The sequence below is a fragment of the Diaphorobacter limosus genome, from assembly GCF_033100095.1.
Taxonomy (GTDB): domain Bacteria; phylum Pseudomonadota; class Gammaproteobacteria; order Burkholderiales; family Burkholderiaceae_C; genus Alicycliphilus; species Alicycliphilus limosus.
On record NZ_CP136921.1, the window covers coordinates 2,211,601 to 2,225,149 of the forward strand.

Annotated in this window: 14 protein-coding genes and 1 pseudogene; 7 read left to right on the top strand and 8 right to left on the bottom strand. The window is 64.9% G+C overall.

The genetic code is table 11. The features are described 5' to 3' along the window. A complete protein-coding gene (locus P4826_RS10685) occupies nucleotides 1-1,311 on the bottom strand; it encodes a class I SAM-dependent methyltransferase (protein WP_317700397.1) in 1,311 nt (436 codons plus the stop codon). A 258-nt stretch (nucleotides 1,312-1,569) separates the two neighbouring features. Between P4826_RS10685 and P4826_RS10690 the strand changes: the two genes are divergently transcribed. Then, on the top strand, nucleotides 1,570-1,731 hold the full coding sequence (locus tag P4826_RS10690; RefSeq protein WP_317700398.1) for a hypothetical protein: 162 nt from the start codon (nucleotides 1,570-1,572) through the stop codon (nucleotides 1,729-1,731). Nucleotides 1,732-1,774: 43 nt separating this feature from the next. Here P4826_RS10690 and P4826_RS10695 read toward each other — a convergent pair whose 3' ends face one another. Next, nucleotides 1,775-2,425, bottom strand: coding sequence for a DNA-3-methyladenine glycosylase I (locus P4826_RS10695; RefSeq protein ID WP_317700399.1), 651 nt, complete (start codon nucleotides 2,423-2,425; stop codon nucleotides 1,775-1,777). 40 nt (nucleotides 2,426-2,465) lie between these two features. Here P4826_RS10695 and P4826_RS10700 point away from each other — a divergent pair, with 40 nt between their 5' ends. Further along, nucleotides 2,466-3,581, top strand: coding sequence for an aminopeptidase (locus tag P4826_RS10700; protein ID WP_317700400.1), 1,116 nt, complete (start codon nucleotides 2,466-2,468; stop codon nucleotides 3,579-3,581). A 2-nt stretch (nucleotides 3,582-3,583) separates the two neighbouring features. Here the strand turns inward: P4826_RS10700 and P4826_RS10705 are convergent, their stop codons facing one another. Further along, nucleotides 3,584-3,841 carry an acyl-CoA-binding protein gene (locus P4826_RS10705; RefSeq protein ID WP_317700401.1) on the bottom strand — a complete coding sequence of 86 codons (258 nt, stop codon included), beginning with the start codon at nucleotides 3,839-3,841 and terminating at the stop codon, nucleotides 3,584-3,586. Between the two features lie 122 nt (nucleotides 3,842-3,963). Then, entirely contained in the window at nucleotides 3,964-5,175 is a 1,212-nt protein-coding gene (locus P4826_RS10710) for a M20 aminoacylase family protein (RefSeq protein WP_317700402.1), read from the bottom strand. Nucleotides 5,176-5,326: 151 nt separating this feature from the next. Between P4826_RS10710 and P4826_RS10715 the strand changes: the two genes are divergently transcribed. Further along, nucleotides 5,327-7,366: a molybdopterin-containing oxidoreductase family protein gene (locus tag P4826_RS10715; RefSeq protein WP_317700403.1), complete on the top strand. Its 2,040-nt coding sequence runs from the start codon at nucleotides 5,327-5,329 to the stop codon at nucleotides 7,364-7,366. Nucleotides 7,367-7,397: 31 nt separating this feature from the next. Here the strand turns inward: P4826_RS10715 and P4826_RS10720 are convergent, their stop codons facing one another. Further along, nucleotides 7,398-7,586, bottom strand: a complete 189-nt coding sequence (locus P4826_RS10720; RefSeq protein ID WP_317703750.1) for a hypothetical protein — start codon at nucleotides 7,584-7,586, stop codon at nucleotides 7,398-7,400. Nucleotides 7,587-7,693: 107 nt separating this feature from the next. Here P4826_RS10720 and P4826_RS10725 point away from each other — a divergent pair. Further along, nucleotides 7,694-7,903, top strand: a pseudogene (locus P4826_RS10725) (IS1595-like element ISAte2 family transposase); the annotation flags it as partial. A gap of 129 nt (nucleotides 7,904-8,032) precedes the next feature. Here the strand turns inward: P4826_RS10725 and P4826_RS10730 are convergent. After that, the gene (locus P4826_RS10730) at nucleotides 8,033-8,935 is read right to left on the bottom strand and encodes a LysR family transcriptional regulator (protein WP_013518723.1); all 903 of its coding nucleotides are present in this window, start codon (nucleotides 8,933-8,935) and stop codon (nucleotides 8,033-8,035) included. Nucleotides 8,936-9,061: 126 nt separating this feature from the next. On the opposite strand from P4826_RS10730, the gene P4826_RS10735 reads away from it, so the two are divergent. Genes P4826_RS10735 through P4826_RS10745 form a run of 3 tightly spaced genes read left to right on the top strand, consistent with a single transcriptional unit; the run spans nucleotide 9,062 to nucleotide 12,557 of the window. Continuing rightward, complete coding sequence (locus P4826_RS10735; protein ID WP_317700404.1) at nucleotides 9,062-10,402, top strand: MFS transporter; 1,341 nt, start codon at nucleotides 9,062-9,064, stop codon at nucleotides 10,400-10,402. A gap of 37 nt (nucleotides 10,403-10,439) precedes the next feature. Continuing rightward, entirely contained in the window at nucleotides 10,440-11,627 is a 1,188-nt protein-coding gene (locus tag P4826_RS10740) for a M20 aminoacylase family protein (protein WP_317700405.1), read from the top strand. 3 nt (nucleotides 11,628-11,630) lie between these two features. After that, nucleotides 11,631-12,557 carry a glutaminase gene (locus tag P4826_RS10745; RefSeq protein WP_013722040.1) on the top strand — a complete coding sequence of 309 codons (927 nt, stop codon included), beginning with the start codon at nucleotides 11,631-11,633 and terminating at the stop codon, nucleotides 12,555-12,557. 112 nt (nucleotides 12,558-12,669) lie between these two features. On the opposite strand, the gene P4826_RS10750 is transcribed toward P4826_RS10745, so the two are convergent. Both P4826_RS10750 and P4826_RS19735 read right to left on the bottom strand, forming a co-directional pair. Next, nucleotides 12,670-13,119: an IS1595 family transposase gene (locus P4826_RS10750; protein WP_425605263.1), complete on the bottom strand. Its 450-nt coding sequence runs from the start codon at nucleotides 13,117-13,119 to the stop codon at nucleotides 12,670-12,672. Continuing rightward, nucleotides 13,044-13,508 carry a KilA-N domain-containing protein gene (locus P4826_RS19735; protein WP_425605164.1) on the bottom strand — a complete coding sequence of 155 codons (465 nt, stop codon included), beginning with the start codon at nucleotides 13,506-13,508 and terminating at the stop codon, nucleotides 13,044-13,046. The genes P4826_RS10750 and P4826_RS19735 overlap by 76 nt, the downstream gene beginning before the upstream one ends. Nucleotides 13,509-13,549 lie beyond the last annotated feature (41 nt).

Sequence of the window (13,549 nt, forward strand, 5' to 3'; positions counted from 1 at the left end):
TCAAGGCAGCATGTCAGGAGGTGCGGCGCGCGCCGCAGCCCTATCTTCGTACATGTAGGCGCGGTTGAAGGGATAGTCTGACTGCGCGCCCTTGAGCACCGCCCCCTCGACCACCCCCGTGGGCCGCGCCGCCAGTATCTGGTGCAGGGCAATCCAGCCATGCTCGAAGGCCAGGGCACTGCCCGCCAGGTACAGGCGGTAGGCACGCAGCGTCTTTTCGCCCTGCTCCGGCCCCTGCTGGGCGTGCAGAATGCGCCGCGCCTGATCCAGCCTGGCCTCCAGCGCGTCCGACCAGGCCCACAGCGTGCGCGCGTAGTGCGGGCGCAGGTTCTCCACATCCAGCATTTCCAGGCCGGCGCGCGCCAGCTCCTGCAGCGCCTGGCTCACATGCAGCAGCTCGCCACCGGGGAAGATGTAGCGCTCTATGAAGTCGCCCAGGCCAGCGCCCAGGCCGGCGGCGTTGTCCAGCCCGCCGGCCGTGATGCCGTGGTTCATCACCAGGCCGCCGGGGCGCAGCAGGCGCTGCAGAGTGGCAAAGTACTGCCCCATTTGCGCATGGCCCACATGCTCGAACATGCCGACCGAGGCAATCTTGTCGAACGGCGCATCGACCTGCAGCGCGCGGTAGTCCAGCAGCTGCATGCGCACCCTGCCCTGCAGGCCGCGCGCCGCTATCAGGCGCTGCACATGGGCATGCTGGTTGCGCGACAGGGTGATGCCGGTGGCGTCCACGCCGTAATGCTCGGCCGCCCACAGCATCAGACCACCCCAGCCCGCGCCCATGTCCAGAAAACGCTCGCCGGGGCGCAGCATCAGCTTCCTGCAGATATGGTCAAGCTTGGCCTGCTGCGCCTGGGCCAGCGTCATGCCATCGACGGAAAAGTAGGCGCAGGAATAGACGCGCTGCGGATCCAGCCACAGCGCGTAGAAGTCGTCGGACAGGTCGTAATGCCGCGCGATATGCCGCGCATCGCGCGATCGCGTGTGCGCCGCCATGGAGCGCGCGCGCAGCAACACGCGGCGCCACCAGCGGGTCTGCTCGTCGCGCGCCGGGTCGGAGTGCAACAGGGCCGCGGCCGCGGCCATGAGCTGGCGCATGCTGCCCTGCAGCAGCACGCGGCCCTCGACGATGGCCGTGCCCACATGGCCGATCTCGCCCATGGCCAGCGCCACCACGCCCATGCGGTCGCGAAACTGCAGGCGCAGCTCGGCGTTCGCATCGCCCAGGCGCTGACCGCCCGGTAGTTGCACGGCAATGCCCACCGGCGACAGCGCCAGACTGGCTTGCAGGGAATCGAGCAAATGCCTCACGCATGTCCCCTTCCTGAACGACAGACGCGATTCTTCTCGCCGCGGCCCCGGCGCGTCAATTGGCGCAAGCCATGGGACGCTTCAAGGCCAAATCGGCTTCAAGCCATACTTGGTAAGCGCGAACAGCTATTTATTTGATAGTTCAAAAATCAGGTTTGACCGCAGCCACTCAGGCGCTTCGGCCCCCAGCTGGCCAGGGATGTTTGCAAATATGGCCTAATAGCGGGTTTTCATCGCCATTTCATCGCAGGAGCCATCATGGGCAACAAAATCGTCACCGAAGCCGACCGCAAGCGCACTCCCCGTCCCACCCCCATGCCCGGCATGCCCGTGGCCACGCAAGGCCGCGGCCAGCGCGTGAGCCTGGAGCGCGGCGTGGCCACGCGCAGCAAGAAGAACCCCGGCAAGCGCCACGGTTGAGCCGTTCCCGCGCCGTGAAACAGCCCTCCTCGGAGGGCTGTTTTCATTGGGGTGGCACAAAGGCGGCGCGCGCCGCCTGGGCCGCGGCGCGCGCGCCGCAGCCTTCGATATGGTCGTTGACCAGGCCCATGGCCTGCATGAAGGCGTACATGGTGGTCGGGCCGACAAAGCTGAAGCCGCGCCGCTTCAAATCCCGGGACAGCGCCACCGACGCCGCCGACTGGGTGAGCGCGCGCACGGCCGCCAGCGTCATGTGCGCGGGCCGGCCTTCGCCGGCCTGCGGCGCATAGCGCCAGACATAGGCGGCCAGCGAGCCGAATTCACGCTTGAGCTCCAGCACGCGGCGCGCGTTCTGGATGGCCGAGGCAATCTTGCCGCGGTGGCGCACGATGGCCGCATTGCCCAGCAGCTGAGCCACCTCGGTCGCGCCGAAGCGCGCCAGCTCCTCGGCCTCGAAATTCGCCATGGCGGCGCGAAAGGCCTCGCGCTTGTTCAGGATGGTGAGCCAGGACAGGCCTGCCTGGAAGCCCTCCAGGCACAGCTTCTCGAACAGGCGGCGCTCGTCCACGACAGGAAAGCCCCACTCATGGTCGTGGTAGTGGCGGTACAGCGGCGAGGCGCGGCACCAGAAGCAGCGCGCATGGCCGGCCTCGTCGGTGAACAGGCCGCTGCTATCCAAAACATCTTCAGGCATGCCGCATTGTGCGCCGGCGCGCTTGCTATGCTGGCCGGCCATGATCGCCGCGCCGCTTCGCACCCTGCCCTTGCTGGCCACCGCCCTGCTGCTGTGTGGCTGCGCGCAGTCGGGCGGCAGTCTGGGCTACTACTGGCAGTCGCTGCGCGGCCACCTGGCGCTGCTGCAGGCCGCGGAGCCGGTGCAGCAATGGCTGGACAAGCCCGACACCCCGGCGCCGCTGCGCGCGCGGCTGGCACTGGCGCAGCAGGCGCGCGCCTTTGCCGTCACCGACCTGGCCCTGCCCGACAACGCCAGCTACCACCGCTTTGCCCGCTTGGAGCGCCGCGCCGCCGTGTGGAACGTGGTGGCAGCCGGGCCGTACTCGCTGCAGCTGCACCGCTGGTGTTTCCCCGTCACTGGCTGCATCGGCTACCGCGGCTACTTCGACGAGGCCGACGCACGCACCGAGGCCGCCCAGCTGGCCGCCACCGGCCTGGAGGTGAACGTCTACGGCGTGCCGGCCTATTCCACGCTGGGCTACAGCAACTGGCTGGGCGGCGACCCGCTGTTGTCTACCTTCATTGCCTGGCCCGAGGGCGACTTTGTACGCCTGCTGCTCCATGAGCTGGCGCACCAGCAGGTCTATGCCGCGGGTGACACGGCGTTCAATGAGTCCTACGCCACGGCCGTGGAGCGCCTGGGCGTGGCCCGCTGGCTGCAGCAGCATTCCACAGCCGCGGCGCGCGCCCAATTTGCCGCCAGCGAGGAGCGGCGCGCGCAGTTCCGCACCCTGACCCGGGCCACGCGCGCACGGCTGGCCCAGATTTATGCATCAAACAACGATGAAGCGCCCGACTACAAAGCGCTGTCAGCTATGAAAACAGAAGCAATGCAGCAGTTTCACGCGGACTATGCGCGGCTGCGCGCCCGCTGGCTGACCGCCGGCACCGCGCCGGCCCAGCTCGCGAGCCTGGATCTGTGGGCGCGCGAAGCGAACAACGCCAGTTTTGCCGCCCAGGGTGCCTATGACGATCTGGTGCCAACCTTCATCGCCCTGTTCGAGCGCGAGGGCCGCGACTGGCGGCGCTTTCATGCCGCCGTGCGGCTACTGGCAGAGCAACCGCAGGATGCGCGCGATGCCGCGCTCAAGGCCCTGGCGCCCGCGGGCGATTGACCTCAACCGCGCAGCGACTCGATCAGGTCGATGTACTGCTGCCTGGCGGCGTCGCCCTCGGTGCCCTTGAGCTTTTCCCAGGCGTCCCATTTGGCGCGGCCGACGATGTCGGAGAAGCTGGGCTTCTTCTCATCGTTGTCACCGGCCGTGGCCTGCTTGTACAGGGCGTAGATCTTCAGCAGCGTGGGGTTGTCGGGGCGCTCGGTGAGCAGCTTGGAGTTGGCGACGGCGGCTTCAAAAGCGGCGTTCAGGTCGGACATGGCGGTCTCCGATGTAGTGGTGAATAAGCCAGTGTAGCGGCAAATACGAACGATCGTTCTTTTTTATAGGCAAAAAAACACCCACCGCACAGGGTGGGAGTTTTTTGTCCAGTCGGCAGGCGTCAGGCGGTCGGGTTGGCCAACCACTGGCGCGCCAGCTCCACCCAGTAGGTGCCGCCCAGCGGGATCAATGCGTCGTTGAAGTCGTAGCTCGGGTTGTGCAGCGTGCAGGGGCCGCCGCCATGGCCCATGTCGCGGTGGTCGCCGTCGCCATTGGCGATGAATACGTACGCGCCGGGTTTGGCCTGCAGCATGAAGGCGAAGTCCTCGGCGCCGCCGGTGGGCTCCTGGGGCAGCACGTTCTGCTCGCCGACGATGCCGATCATCACCTGGCGCGCGAACTCGGCCTCGGCCACGGAGTTGATGGTCGGCGGGTAGTTGCGCACGAACTCGAACTCGCAGCGCGCCTCGAAGGCCGCGCAGGTGTGCTCGGCCACCTGGCGCATGCGCCGCTCGATCATGTCCAGCAGCTCGACCGAGAAGGTGCGCACAGTGCCCTGCAGCACGCAAAAATCAGGCACCACGTTGGTGGCCTCGCCGGCCTGGATCATGGTCACCGAGATCACGCCGGCCTCGATGGGCTTCTTGTTGCGACTGATGATGGTCTGGAAGGCCTGCACCATCTGGCAGGCCACCGGCACCGGGTCTATGCCCAGATGCGGCATGGCGCCATGGCTGCCCTTGCCGCGGATGGTGATCTTGAACTCGTTGGAAGACGCCATCACCGGCCCGGGGCTGACGGCAAAACAGCCCGCGGCCATGCCGGGCCAGTTGTGCATGCCAAACACGGCCTGCATGGGGAAGCGTTCGAACAGGCCCTCCTTGATCATCTCGCGCGCGCCGCCGCCGCCCTCCTCGGCCGGCTGGAAGATCAGATAGACGGTGCCGTCGAAGTCGCGGTGCTCGGGCTTGGAGAAATACTGCGCCGCCGCCAGCAGCATGGCCGTGTGGCCGTCGTGGCCGCAGGCGTGCATCTTGCCCGGGTACTTGCTGGCATGGTCGAAGGTGTTGAACTCCTGCATCGGCAGGGCGTCGATGTCGGCGCGCAGGCCTACGGCGCGCCCGCAGGCGCCGCCGTCGCGGCCATGGACTATGCCCACCACGCCGGTGGTGCCCAGGCCGCGGTGGATGGGAATGCCCCATGCGGTGAGCTGGGCGGCGATCACGTCGGCGGTGCGCTCTTCCTTGAAGCACAGCTCGGGGTGGGCATGGATGTCTCGGCGCACGGCGGCGATGCCGGAGGCCGCTGCGGCGATGGAGTCTAGGATTTTCATGATGTGCTCGGCGCTTGTTTCCTTGGGAAGCGTCACAGTCTAGCCCTGCCAGCCAAGCCTGCCAAACCACGGGGTATGCCAGAAACCATGGTCTCGTCCGCGGCGCTGCTTCATGGTGAAATGCGCAGTTGCCCCAGCGACTCCCTCAGCCATGCCCACGACCACCATACGCGGCGCCTGCCCGCACGACTGCCCCGACACCTGCGCCCTGCTGACCACCGTGGAGGACGGGCGCGCCGTCCGCGTGCAGGGCAACCCGGCGCATGCGGCCACCGGCGGCGTGCTCTGCGCCAAGGTGTCGCGCTATGCCGAGCGCACGCACCATGCCGAGCGCATCCTCACCCCGCTCAGGCGCAGCGGCCCCAAGGGCAGCGGCCGGTTCACGCCCGTGTCCTGGGACGAGGCCCTGGACGACATCGCCCGGCGCCTGACAGAGATCGCCACACGCGACCCGCAGGCCATCCTGCCCTACAGCTACGCCGGCACCATGGGCCTGGTGCAGGGCGAGAGCATGGACCGGCGCTTCTTCCACCGCCTGGGCGCATCCCTGCTGCACCGCAGCATCTGCTCCACCGCCGGTGGCGAGGGCCTGGTGCACACGCTGGGCGGCAAGCTGGGCATGAAGGTCGAGTTCTTTGCCGAGTCCAAACTCATCCTCATCTGGGGCAGCAATTCGATTGGCAGCAACCTGCATTTCTGGCGCATCGCCCAGCAGGCCAAGCGCGACGGCGCGCGCCTGGTGTGCATAGACCCGCGCCGCACCGAGACCGCCGAGAAATGCCACGAACACCTGCAGCTGCGCCCCGGCACCGACGCCGCGCTGGCCCTGGCGCTGATGCACGAACTCATAGTGCACGACTGGCTGGACCACGACTACATCGCGCGCCACACGCTGGGCTGGGAGGCCTTGCGCGCACGCGCCCTCGAATGGCCGCCCGAGCGCGCCGCCGAGGTCTGCGGCCTGCCCGTGGAGCAGATCCGGCGCCTGGCGCGCGACTACGGCACCACCCGGCCCGCCGCCATCCGCCTGAACTACGGCGTGCAGCGCGCCCATGGCGGCGGCAATGCCGTGCGCGCCGTGGCCTGCCTGCCGGCGCTGACCGGCGCCTGGCGCGAGCGCGCCGGCGGCGTACTGCTGTCGAGCTCGGGCGCCTTTCCGGTGCAGCGCGCGGCACTGCAGCACCCAGATTTGCTGGCCGGCCGCAGCCCGCGCAGCATCAACATGGTGACCATTGGCGACGACCTGCTGCGCGCCTCATCCCCGGCCTTCGGCCCGAAGATCGAGGCCCTGGTGGTCTACAACAGCAACCCCGTGGCCGTGGCGCCGGATTCGCCCAAGGTGGTGCAGGGCTTTGCGCGCGAGGATTTGTTCACCGTGGTGCTGGAGCATTTCCAAACCGACACCGCCGATTACGCCGACTACATACTGCCCGCCACCACGCAGCTCGAGCACTGGGACGTGCACCTGGCCTACGGCCACACCGACGTGCTGCTGAACCGCCCGGCGATTGCGCCGCAGGGCCAGGCGCGCAGCAACGCGCAGATCTTCCGCGACCTGGCGGCGCGCATGGGGTTCACCGAGCCCTGCTTTGCCGACACCGACGAAGCGCTGTGCCGCCAGGCCTATGGCGAGAAGGTGGACTTCGCGCTGCTGCTCGACCAAGGCTTTGCCCCGCTTCCCGTCCCCGACGCGCCGTTTGCCGATGGCGGCTTTCCCACGCCCTCGGGCAAGTGCGAATTTTTCAGCCAGCGCCTGGCCGACCAGGGGCTCGATCCGCTGCCCGGCCATGTGCCGAATCACGAGGCGGCGGGAGCATCGACGCTGTACCCGCTGGCCATGATCTCGCCGCCGGCGCGCAACTTTTTGAACTCCAGCTTCGTGAACCTGCAAAGCCTGCGCGACATCGAGGGCCGCCCGCTGCTGGAGATGCACCCCGAGGACGCCGCCGTGCGCGGCATTGCCGACGGCGCCCTGGTGCGCGTGTTCAACGAGCGCGGCAGCTACGAATGCCACGCCGCGCTCAACGGCCGCGCCCGCCCCGGCGTGGTCAACGGCCTGGGCGTGTGGTGGCGCAAGCTGGGCCATGGCGGCACGAATGTCAACGAGGTCACCAGCCAGGCGCTGACGGACATGGGCGCGGGGCCGACGTTCTACGACTGCGCCGTGCAGGTCGAGGCGGCGGGCGGTTGACGGCTCTCGACTTCAAACCTCAAAAAGTCGCTCAGCCTTTTGTCTGCAGTGACCTGTTCATGGGAGACCAGCAGGTACTTCCAGGGCTTGCCTCCCGCGGACCGGGCATGGTCTGTCGCGTTCTTGCACTCTGCATCGGCAAAAGCTCTGGGTACGCCACATAAAAAAGCCGCATGTACTTGAGCGCGGACACAGAAAACCCGTCCCCGTAGTCCGCCATCAGCCGGGCAGACAAAGACGCCAGCAGCGCCTTGCCATACCACTGCAGCCGAGCTCAGCGCAGCGCTGGCGGCTGCGGCCCACCTGCTGGGCGTGCAATACCACAGCGTCAACGTCAACGCTGGCGTTCGGGTCGGGCCTTGGCATGTGCAGAACGTCAACGCCTACGTCAGCCGCCTGCGCAGCTGGATGCGGCGCTTCAAGGGCGTGGCCACCAAGTACCCGGCGTCTTACCTGGGCTGGTTTCGCATGCTGGATCGCGCGCCCGGATCTGCCCCGGAGCCCGCGTCAGTGCTGGTTTTGGCTATCAGGGCTTGAGCTGATCCGTACGTTTCGCGAAAAGAGCCTAACTTTTCTGCTCCTTTTGTCCAAACGGTAAGGTGTCCGTGAAAAAGGGGCAACTTCAAGTCCAAGCTTTGGAAACTCAGCGTAGTCCCCAAGAGACTCTCAGTCATGCAGATGTTCGGCCACAAACTGGCGAAAAATTCCCATGGCAGGCGCTTCAGTGCGGTCGGCCAGGGTAACGAACGCAAAGCGTGCGCCCTCATTCAACGCCGGAGTGATGGGCAACTCCACCAAGCTACCATTGGCGATGGCTTCACGCGCGGGGCTGATGAGGCCGAGGAACACCGCGTCACTGCCGTGTACCGCGTGTAGCAAACTGTTGATATCGTTGCAGCGCAGGGTCACCGCGACCTGGGGGTCAGCTGCGGGCCCATAGCGGGTGATCAGAAGACGTGCCAACTCCGGATTGAGTGAAGTCGACGCTAACGGATAGCGTTGGAGGTGTGCAAATGTAATGGGGGTGTTGAATTTGGTAAGGGGGTGACCCACGCGACAGATGAAACCACCGCGCATTTGGCCCAAATCTTCGATCAACAGGTCATCAGCAGGCGTGACGCTGCGTAGATCCACGACCAGGGCGTCGAATCCACGTTCGCGCAAGCGCCTGGTCTGCAACTCGGGGGGGCCTGATTCGAGGCTGACCTGCACTCCCGGATGCATGCAGGCCATATAACGCAGAAACGGCTGCATCAGCAGTGCAGTAGGCCCCGCGCCGAGCCCAATGCGAATGACCCCCAAGTAGCCATCTTGCAATAGCTGTGCGCTGCGCTTTAGCTCAACGGCATCCAGCACCATGCGGCGCGCCCGGCTTGCAACGGTCTGGCCGAACGGCGTCAACTCGTTGCGCTTGCCCATTCGGTCGATCAGACGTGCTCCGAAATCGTCTTCGAGGGTCTGGATGCTGCGACTTAGGGCGGACTGGGTGATGTGGCAACGTTCCGCGGCGCGGCTGAACGAACCGGTGTCCGCCACGGCCAGCAGGTACTCCAGATGGCGCAGGTTCATTTCCTTCGTCGCATGAGTTCTTTGAATGCATTCAGAATAAATTATGCATTAGACGCATTTGATCATGATTCATATGATTCAGCGCGCTGTCTTCCAGGGCAGCAGCAATCATACGGAGACGAATTCATGGGCATTCAAAATTCCAGTATGGGCGACGTTGCGTTGTCGCCCACATCCCAGGGCGTATCGAACATTTCAACTGCCGCGACGAGTAAGGTGCAGCCCCGCGTCGTGGCTGCAACAGTGGCTGGCAACGCGCTTGAGTTCTTCGATTTCACCACCTACGCGTTCTTCGCCGTTTATATCGGCCAGACCTTCTTTCCCGCTGACGAACCGCTGGTCACGGTGATGCTGTCGGTAGCGGTCTTTGGCGTTGGCTTCATCACGCGCCCTTTGGGCGGGCTGCTGATCGGCGCTTTTGCCGATCGTGCAGGACGCAAGCCGGCCATGCTGTTGACCATTGCGCTCATCACGGTCGGCACGATCGGCATGGCGCTCACCCCCTCGTACGCAAGCATCGGATTGGCGGCACCCATCATCGTCATTGCCTGTCGGCTGGTGCAGGGGCTGGCCCTGGGCGGCGAGGTCGGGCCGTCTACCACGTATCTGATCGAGATCGCACCCCAGGGCCGGCGCGGCCTGTATGGCAGCTGGCAGCTTGCCAGCCAGGGCATAGCCTCGCTGGCGGCTGGCATCGTCGGCATTGTGCTCACGCTGGCGCTAAGCAAGGAGCAAATGCTGGCGTGGGGTTGGCGTATCCCTTTCTTGCTCGGTCTGGCATTGATCCCCATTGCCGTCTTTCTGCGCCGCCACATGCCCGAGAGCCTCGAGCAGCCCACGCATAGCGGACCCATCAAGAGCCCGCTGGCCGATATCCGGCACCATCTGCGACCGATCATGCTGGCGCTCATGGTCATCCTGGGTGTGACGATCTCGACCTATGCGGCGATTTACATGACCACCTATGCCGTGACCACGCTCAAGCTCTCCGCGACGATCGCCATGTCGGCGACCATCGTATTCGGCGTGGCGACCTGGGCGGGTGCGCTGCTGGGGGGCTGGCTGTCAGATCTGTATGGGCGCAAACCCGTGATGCTCTGGGCTCGCGTGGCATTGTTCGTGCTGGTCTATCCGGCTTACATGCTGCTCATCGAGCACACCAGCGTTGCCACTCTGGCACTGGCGACTGCGCTGCTGGCATTGCTCACGGGCATTGGCGGCGCGCCAACGCTGGTGGCCATCCCGGAGCTGTTCCCCGGCCATGTACGCGCGCTCGGGCTGTCGATTGCCTATGCCTTTGGCGTGGCGCTGTTTGGTGGCACCGCGCAACTGGTGATCACCTGGCTCATCAAGGTGACCGACAACCCGGCGGCGCCAGCGCTCTACGTCCTTATCACCAGCTTGATCGCCATCGTAGGCATTCTGCTCATGCGCGAAACCGGCGGTGACAAGGAACTACAGAAATGATTACTAGGCGAATTTTGCCAGACTGTGAGTTCATAGCATGACTGTTCAAGACACCTTGCAGGCGGTACGCGCACACGAAGACGAATTCATTGCTTTGCGCCGTGATATCCATCAGCACCCCGAGCTGCCATTCGAAGAGCTGCGCACCAGTGATTTAGTGGCTGCGCGACTGCGGGACTGGGGTTACCACGTTGAGCGCGGCCTGGGCGGAACCGGTGTGGTCGGGCAACTCAAGCGTGGCGACGGCACGCGCACGCTGGGTCTGCGCGCGGACATGGACGCACTGCCGATCCAGGAAACCACGGGGCTGCAGTACGCAAGTCGCAACCAGGGCGTCATGCACGCCTGCGGCCACGACGGACATACGGCCATGCTGCTGGCGGCAGCAAAGGTGCTGGCAGAGCAGGGTGACTTCTCAGGGACACTCAACCTGATCTTCCAGCCGGCGGAGGAATACGGCACCAGCGACTGTGGCGCCGTACGCATGATGAACGACGGCCTGTTCGACAAATACCCATGCGACGCTATCTTCAGCATGCACAACATGCCCGGCTGGCCACAGGGGCACTTGATCTTTCGCGAAGGCCCAATGATGGCCTCCTCTGACAAGGTCTACATTACGCTGGTAGGTCATGGTGGTCACGGCGCTGTGCCGCACAAGGCAGCAGATCCGGTAGTGGCAGCAGCCAGCCTGGTGATGGCGTTGCAGACAGTAGTCTCGCGCAACGTCGATCCACTTCAAGCTGCAGTGGTTACCGTGGGGGTGCTGCAGTCCGGGCGCGCCAATAACGTCATCCCCGACAGCGCATATCTTGAGCTGAGCGTGCGCGCGCTCGACCCCGAAGTGCGCAGCCTGCTGCAGCAGCGCATTACCGAAATCGTTCACGCACAGGCGCAGTGCTTTGGCGTCAAGGCCGAAATCGACTATCGGCGCGGCTACGCGGCACTGATCAACAGCAAGGATGAAACCGACTTCGCCCGTCAGATTGGCACCGAATTGGTTGGCGCCGAGCGCGTCGTGCCGCAGGCCCCGCCACTCACCGGCAGCGAAGACTTCGCCTTCATGCTGGAGAAGCGCCCCGGCTGCTACCTGTTGATCGGAAACGGGGATGGCGACAAGCTGGGCGCCTGCATGGTGCACAACCCGGGTTACGACTTCAACGACGCCAACCTGGCCATTGGCGCTGCATACTGGGTGCTGCTGGCGCGGCGTTACTTGGCCTGAACGATGGGCCACGCCGCTTTGGAAACGCTCCAGGGCTTTCTGGTAGGGCTCGACGCGCGCATGAAGCGCGCACACAAGCGCGGCCGGGTGGCGCACTACATTCCGCAACTGGCCAGCGTTGATGTGCATCAGTTCGGGATCAGTGTGTGCCTGGCCAGCGGAGAGCGGCTGAGCGCGGGCGACGCTGCGACGCCGTTTTCGATCCAGAGCATCTCAAAGGTCTTCTCACTGGCGATCGCATTGGGCCGTCACGGCGACCGGCTCTGGAAGCGGGTGGGCAAGGAACCATCTAACTACACCTTCAACTCGGTCATCGAGCTTGAGCAGGAAGGCGGCAAACCGCGCAATCCTTTCGTCAATGCGGGCGCACTGGTCACCACCGACGCCATGCTCGATGCGCCTGACGCAGGCTGCGGACTCGACGAACTGATGGATTTCGTTCGCACGGCGGCTGGAGATGACCGGATCTCGATTGATGAACAGGTTGCCGCCTCGGAATACCGGACGGCCTACCGCAACTTCTCTCTGGCGTACTTTCTACGCTCGTGCGGCAATCTGCACATGGAATGCGAACGTCTGCTGCAGATTTACTGTCGCCAATGCGCGATCACGATGAACTGCGAGCAATTGGCCAGCGCCGGCCGGTTCCTGGCCGGCTTCGACTCCGCAGCCCACCTGCTGAACCCAGCTCAGGCACGCAGCATCAACGCCCTGATGTTGCTCGCGGGGCACTATGATGGTTCAGGCGACTTTGCCTATTCGGTCGGCTTCCCCGGCAAGAGTGGCGTCGGAGGCGGCATTCTGGCGGTCGTTCCGGGACATGCATCGATCGCGGTCTGGTCTCCTGGCCTGAATGCGTTTGGCAATTCACTGCTCGGCACGCGCGCGCTGCAGGAGTTATCGGAGTTCACCGGCTGGTCGGTGTTCTGATGTGTAGGCTTTATCGTTTGCCTCGACATGAACAGCCCCGGATTTCGAAGAGGCTGGTTGGTTTAAATTGAGGTCGGTGTGACTGCCTCGCTGGCGAGTTGCCGCCAGACAGTTAACACCGTTTACGCGCGACGAGGATGTTGGCCGTGGCGCCCGCACGGTCGCGCACGATGAGCACGGATACCTGCTCCTTGGAGACGCCGCGCTGGCTGGCCTTGCCGCCGCGCCGGCGCGCCTGGCGCAGCAATGCACGCTGGCCTTTGCTCGATTCGAGGAAGTAGGACTCATCGGCCTCGGCAATGCCGCGCAATGCGCTGGCCTGGCGCTGACTGGGCAGCTGCAGGAAGCGGTGACGCCAGCGGAACGCCGTGCTCCAGGCCACCTCCAGCCGCTCGGCCACCCGGGGAATGCTCAGGCCTTGGCTGAGCGCCTGGGTGTGCGCCAGCCATTTGCCCCGCTGATGCAGCCCACTCAGCGGCGCGCCCGTCAGCGCGTTGAAGGTGCATGTGCAGCCACGGCACAAAAAGCGCTGCAGGCCGCGGGCAAAGCCGTTCTTGACGATGTGGGCGGCGCCGCAATGGGGGCAGAACCCGGGCGCTTGCGATTCGATGGTTTCGATGGAGGCTTGGCGCGCTTGCAGCGCGGCCAGCTGAGGTAGAGCTTGAACTCCGGGCTGAGCCAGGAGCCAAACTCGAAGGCAATGTCTTTGTGGGCATAGGTGCCGCCTCCGCGCCCTGCTTTGGCGTACAGACCGATGGCACCTGTTGCCTCAATCCATTTTTTGGGTGACATAGAGAAGCTGTTCAGACCAGCTTGCCTTCTAAACCTCTCGAATTCGAGAGGTTTGAAATGCGGGTTGTAGATTTGCTCCCAAATACCCAGAAACTCAATGGTGTTGCGGTTGCGCATCCAGTTGTACAGGATGCTTTCGTCTCCGAACCTCTTGGCCATATCGGTAGATGTAGTCCTGATCATGCCGGGTGGCAATGGAG

Bases quoted from the DNA above. Each gene is read 5' to 3' on its own strand.
- P4826_RS10715 (WP_317700403.1), top strand. From the start codon at position 5,327: ATGCCCACGACCACCATACGCGGCGCCTGCCCGCACGACTGCCCCGAC.
- P4826_RS19735 (WP_425605164.1), bottom strand. From the start codon at position 13,508: ATGGCCAAGAGGTTCGGAGACGAAAGCATCCTGTACAACTGGATGCGC.
- P4826_RS10695 (WP_317700399.1), bottom strand. From the start codon at position 2,425: ATGCCTGAAGATGTTTTGGATAGCAGCGGCCTGTTCACCGACGAGGCC.
- P4826_RS10745 (WP_013722040.1), top strand. From the start codon at position 11,631: ATGGGCCACGCCGCTTTGGAAACGCTCCAGGGCTTTCTGGTAGGGCTC.
- P4826_RS10740 (WP_317700405.1), top strand. From the start codon at position 10,440: ATGACTGTTCAAGACACCTTGCAGGCGGTACGCGCACACGAAGACGAA.
- P4826_RS10730 (WP_013518723.1), bottom strand. From the start codon at position 8,935: ATGAACCTGCGCCATCTGGAGTACCTGCTGGCCGTGGCGGACACCGGT.
- P4826_RS10735 (WP_317700404.1), top strand. From the start codon at position 9,062: ATGGGCATTCAAAATTCCAGTATGGGCGACGTTGCGTTGTCGCCCACA.
- P4826_RS10720 (WP_317703750.1), bottom strand. From the start codon at position 7,586: ATGGCGGACTACGGGGACGGGTTTTCTGTGTCCGCGCTCAAGTACATG.
- P4826_RS10710 (WP_317700402.1), bottom strand. From the start codon at position 5,175: ATGAAAATCCTAGACTCCATCGCCGCAGCGGCCTCCGGCATCGCCGCC.
- P4826_RS10705 (WP_317700401.1), bottom strand. From the start codon at position 3,841: ATGTCCGACCTGAACGCCGCTTTTGAAGCCGCCGTCGCCAACTCCAAG.
- P4826_RS10690 (WP_317700398.1), top strand. From the start codon at position 1,570: ATGGGCAACAAAATCGTCACCGAAGCCGACCGCAAGCGCACTCCCCGT.
- P4826_RS10700 (WP_317700400.1), top strand. From the start codon at position 2,466: ATGATCGCCGCGCCGCTTCGCACCCTGCCCTTGCTGGCCACCGCCCTG.